At 67.6% G+C, this 5,360-nt stretch carries 4 protein-coding genes; all 4 read right to left on the bottom strand.

Features of this window, described 5'->3' with window-relative positions; translation table 11 throughout:
* The coding region (locus tag AC1D01_RS19090) for a peptidase inhibitor family I36 protein (RefSeq protein WP_477869016.1) at positions 1 to 1,728 on the bottom strand (1,728 nt) is incomplete at its 3' end.
* Between the two features lie 232 nt (positions 1,729 to 1,960).
* Entirely contained in the window at positions 1,961 to 3,976 is a 2,016-nt protein-coding gene (locus AC1D01_RS19095) for a peptidase inhibitor family I36 protein (RefSeq protein WP_477869018.1), read from the bottom strand.
* A 328-nt stretch (positions 3,977 to 4,304) separates the two neighbouring features.
* Positions 4,305 to 4,943 (bottom strand): Smr/MutS family protein, encoded by a 639-nt coding sequence (locus AC1D01_RS19100; RefSeq protein ID WP_477869020.1) that lies wholly within the window; start codon positions 4,941 to 4,943, stop codon positions 4,305 to 4,307.
* On the bottom strand, positions 4,940 to 5,360 hold a 421-nt coding region (gene radC / locus AC1D01_RS19105), incomplete at its 5' end, for a RadC family protein (RefSeq protein WP_477869022.1). The genes AC1D01_RS19100 and radC, both read right to left, overlap by 4 nt.

A 5,360-nucleotide genomic window follows, 5' to 3' on the forward strand; every position in this document is an offset into this window, starting at 1 on the left:
CTGGATCGCGCCCGGGTTCGGGATCGTGAAGCCGAAGTGCTGCAGCGTGCTGTCATGGTCCAGCRTGCGCGGCGCGAACGGGATGTCCACGGTGCCGCTGGCCGACACGATGCGCAGCGTGTAGGCACCGGCTTCCGGCGCTTGCCCACGGCCCACCAGCGACTTCACCGGGTTCAGCTCGGCTGTGCCCGAGGCACCGATCTCGCCGCTGATCAGCAGCAGGTCCTGCGTGGCCGAGGTCACCGCGGCAGCGGCCTCATTGACCATCGACTTGTCCGCCGGCGTCAGGTAGGTCTGCATCTTCCGGTAGTTGTAGTCGGAGAAGACCTGGCCACCGCAGTAGCTCATGAGGTCGTGGCGGTCGGTCGGGCGCGGGTCGTAGAAGGTGTTGCTGTCCGCCAGGTACGGCCAGATGTAGCGGCCGGCCTTGCCGAGGGTGGCATTCGGGTACGGGTAGTCCGGGTCGGGATCGGCGACGTCGCCGCAGGCCGCGTGCGGCAGCGAGAAGTTGTGGCCCATCTCGTGCGCCACGACATCGCGCACGAGGGTCGGCTGCTCGGGCATGTCGGTGCCGACGCCCACGTTGCTGCTCGGGTACGCGAGGCCGACGAGGCCCGTGGTGCGCTTCGGGATGAAGCCGAAGTAATGGTCGTGCGTGGCAGCGCCTTCCAGCATGTGCAGGTCGGCCAGTTCGCGCAAGATCTTGCTGTACGCCGTGCTCCAGCCGGTCTCGGTGGTCGGCAGCGTGGTCACGCGGCTCGACACGTAGGTCGGGCGCGACTGCACGCTGACCGACGAGACCGGGAACAGCGCCTGCAGGTGGGCCGCCTGGCTCACCGGCAGCTTGCCGGCGGTGCCCGCGATCTGGATCGCGATCGGCACGAACTTCATCGGCACACCGCCGCCGACGCGCGGCGTGATGGTCTTGCCTGCAGCGTTGCCGATCAGCGCGGTCAGCTTCACGCCCGTCTTGACCAGGTCGGCTGGCACGGTGGCGGTGTATGAATCGGTGAAGCTCGGCACGGCCGGCACGGCAGCCGGCAGCGCACCGGTGGGGGCCGTCAGCAGGATGTCGCGGGTGGCGCCGTCGGCGCTGGTCACGCGCAGCGTGCCGCTCGGCTTGGTGCTGGTCGTCTTGCCGATGCTCGTGACGTTGACCTTCACCAGCGCGGCCTTGCCCGAGACGAGCACCAGCGCGCTGTCGTCGCTGTTGAACAGCAGCGATTGCGCGACCTGGATGCTCGACACCGGCGGCGACCAGGCGGCAACCGGATTGATCGGCGACGTGGAAGTGGCCGGCGCGGTGATCTTCATCGACGACGCGATGTCGTTGAAGCCCTCGGCAATCAGGTCGGAAGTGTCTGCTGAGAGCTTCAGTGAGCGTCCCATGTAGTTGACGTGTTCGAACAATTCCACCGTGTAGCCGCTGGCGACCTTGATCGACGAGATCCGGTCATTCCATCCGCTGGAAATCAAACTCGCCACGTTGGAGTTGGTGCAGGACGTCTCGCCTTGGTAGTTGATGTGCCGATAGAAACATACCGGAGCGGACGTGATGGTGTCTGCGGTCGCTGCAGCGGCGTTGAGTTCCGGGTCGGAGGTGTCCCGTGTCGATTCCTGTTGGTTCCCGCCGCATGAGGCCAGAAGGATTGCCAGAGGGAGCATCGACAGGAGGGATGGTTTGCCGTGCTTCCATGGTTCAGACGCGGGGCGCGTTGCTACTCTCATTACAGCTCCTACAGAGAGATTGAAAAATCGCCTTGGCCGTGGGCACTACCAACCCGGCGAGTTCCCTCAGTGGCCGATGTCGAGTCGCGGTTCCCCCCCTGTTGTCATGTCGGGTGCTGTGAACACGCGAACGAATATGCGATGGATGGTCTGCATGGACGGCATGACCAACGCAACAAGGGCGCCTGAGCGCCCTTGTTGCAGGCCCGCCTCACGGCGGGTTCTTCCTCGTTCAGCGGGTGTGCGAGACGCGCACCGCGTTCAGGCCGTCCGACAGTGCCAGCTCGAAGCTGCCGCCGGTCGGTAGATCGGCGCTCGACAGCGTGACGCTGCCACCGCGCAGGTCCTGCGCCAGGTTGCGGCGCTGCTCGGTACCGACCCAGGTSACGGTCAGGTACGGGTGACGYGCTGCATCCCASGTGAGCKTCAGCGCACCGCCGCTCTCCTGAACTTGCACCTGCGGCGTCGCGGCCTGTGCGCGCTCGGTGGAGCTCGCTGCCTTGGCTTGCGAGTTCAGCAGCGTCTTGSCGCCTTGCAGCACGGTGATGCYCTGGATCGCGCCCGGGTTCGGGATCGTGAAGCCGAAGTGCTGCAGCGTGCTGTYRTGGTCCAGCGTGCGCGGCGCGAACGGGATGTCCGTGGTGCCGTTGGCCGACACGATGCGCAGCGTGTACTGGCCGGCCTCGGGTGCTTCCGCACGACCAACCAGCGACTTCACCGGGTTCAGCTCGGCGGTGCCCGAGGCACCGATCTCGCCGCTGATCAGCAGCAGGTCTTGCGTGGCCGAGGTCACTGCAGCCGCAGCCTCGTTGACCATCGACTTGTCCGCCGGCGTCAGGTAGGTCTGCATCTTCCGGTAGTTGTAGTCGGAGAAGACCTGGCCACCGCAGTAGCTCATGATGTCGTGGCGATCGGTCGGACGCGGGTCGTAGAAGGTGTTGCTGTCTGCCAGGTACGGCCAGATGTAGCGGCCGGCCTTGCCGAGGTTGGCATCCGGATACGGGTAGGCCGGATCCGGGCTGCCGGCACCGCCGCAGGCCGCGTGCGGCAGCGAGAAGTTGTGGCCCATCTCGTGTGCCACGACATCGCGCACGGTGGTCGGCTGGTCGGGCATGTCGAAGCCGACCCCGGAGTGGCTGCTCAGGTAGGCCAGGCCGGCGAGGCCCCRGGTGCGCTTCGGAATGAAGCCGAAGTAGTGGTCGTGCTTGGCCGCGCCTTCCAGCGAGTGCAGGTCGGCCAGTTCGCCGAGGATCTTGCCGAACGCATCGCTCCAGCCGGCGTCGGTGGTCGGCAGCGTGGTCACGCGGCTCGACACGTAGGTCGGGTGCGACTGCACCGTCACCGACGAAACCGGGAACAGCGCCTGCAAATGCGCGCCCTGGCTGACCGGCAGCTTGCCGACGGTGCCGGCGATCTGGATCGCGATCGGGACGAACTTCATCGGCACGCCACCGCCGACACGTGGCGTGATGGTCTTGCCCTCGGCGTTGCCGATCAGCGCGGTGAGCTTCACGCCGGTCTTCACCAGGTCGGCCGGCACGGTGGCGGTGTACGAATCGGTGAAGCTCGGCACGGCCGGCACACCAGCCGGCAGCGCGCCGGTGGGGGCCGTCAGCAGGATGTCGCGGGTGGCGCCGTTGGCGCTCGTCACGCGCAGCGTGCCGCTCGGCTTGGTGCCGCCGGTGGCGCCGCTCGTGACGTTGACCTTCACCAGCGCGGCCTTGCCCGAGACGAGCACCAGCGCGCTGTCGTCGCTGTTGAACAGCAGCGATTGCGCGACCTGGATGCCCGACACCGGCGACGTGCCCGTCGGCGGGGTGGTGGTGGTCGGCGCGGTGACCTTCAGCGACGACGCGGCGTCATTGAAGCCCAGCGACACGAGGTTCGCGGTATCGCCCGTCAGCGTCACCGACGTGCCGCCGTAGTTGATGTGCTGGAACAGCTGGACCTTGTAGCCCGCCTTCACCTTCACCGACGAGACGCGGTCGTTCCAGGCCGAGCCGATCCAGGTGGAGTCGGCGCCGGCGCAGAAGCTCGCGCCCTGGTAGTTGATGTGTTCGTAGAAGCAGATGGCGGAGGTGTCGACCGCGGCAGCCGTGGCGGCTTCGGCCTGCTGGTCGGCCGCGGCCTGCGCTTCGGCGCTCTGCTGGTTGCCGCCGCCGCAGGCGGCGAGCAGCACGGCCACCGATGCCAGCGGCACCAGCAGGCGATGGGTGGACGAATCGAATGCTCTGGATTGTCGGGACACGGTCTGACCTCCTTGTAGGGGCGCCTATCGCGATCGCGAATGCGCGTTGTGGTCAAAACCGTGCAAAGTTCATACCGATCGACATGCAACCATCGGTGAAGCGGGGTTGACAGCCCGATTTTTGACAGCGCTTTCAGACGTTTTTGAACGCCTTGCCCGTGCGCTGTCGAGGAGGGCGCCGACGCCCTAGTCTCATGCGATGTAACGTGCCTCCCACGGGTTAGGGGGGCGCGGGGCCTTGTGGCATTTGTTGCCTTGCTTACGACCCGACGCGCATGCGACGAAGCACGCCAGATCGTGACGCAGCATGACGCAGTGTGAACACGCTCTAGCGCAGCGCGCGCAGCAGCACGATCACCGCGCCGTGGCCGCCTTCGTCGCCGCGCGCCTGCACGAAGGCGAGCACATCGGCCTTCTGGATCAGCCAGCTGCGCACCTTGCCCTTCAGCACCGGTTCGCGGCCCGGCGAGCCGTTGCCCTTGCCGTGCACGACGCGCACGCAGCGCAGGCCGGTGTGCACCGCGTCGTGGACGAAGGCGGTGAGCCGCTCGCGGGCGGCATCGCGGCGCAGGCCGTGCAGGTCGACCTCGCCCTGGATGGACCAGCCGCCGCGGCGCAGCTTGCGCAGCACGTCGATGCCGATCTCGGGGCGGCGGTAGGACAGCTGGTCATCGGTCTCGAGCAGCGTGACCGGATCGAACTCGTCGGACAGCGATTCGTGCAACGCGCGCTCTTCATCGAGCTCGCGCTGGCGCGGCTCGGGCGAGGGCGGCGTGGGCACCGCGTGGCGGCGGCCGCTCGGGGCCACCGGCTGCACGCGGCCGACGCTGTGGGAGAACAGGTTGGCCTCGCGCAGCCTGCGGGCCTCTTCCTCGCGGGCGCGGGCCTCGCGTTCGGCGGCTTCGCGCTCGGCGCGCTTCAGCGCCTCGCGGATGTCGCCCAGGTCCTGCAGGCTGCGCAGGCTCACAGCAAGCCTCGCTCCACGAACGAGACCACCTCGCTGTCGCCCACCACCAGGTGATCGAGCACGCGCACGTCGATCATTGCGAGGGCCGATTTCAGCGTCTGCGTCAGCATCTCGTCGGAGCGCGACGGCTGCGCCGAGCCCGACGGGTGGTTGTGCGCGAGGATCACCGCCGCCGCATGCAGCTGCAGCGCGCKCTTGAGCACCTCGCGCGGGTAGACGCTGGCCTGCGTGAGCGAGCCGCGGAACATCTCGTCCATCTGGATCAGCCGGTGCTGCGCATCGAGGAACAGCACCGAGAACACCTCGTGGCCGCGCCCGCCGAGCTGCAGCCGCAGGTAGTCCTTGACGAGGATGACGTTGTCGAGCGCCGGCCGCTCGGCCATCTGCTGGCCGAGCGAGCGGCGCGCCAGTTCGAGC

The sequence above is a fragment of the Rhizobacter sp. P3_B12 genome (assembly GCF_056402895.1).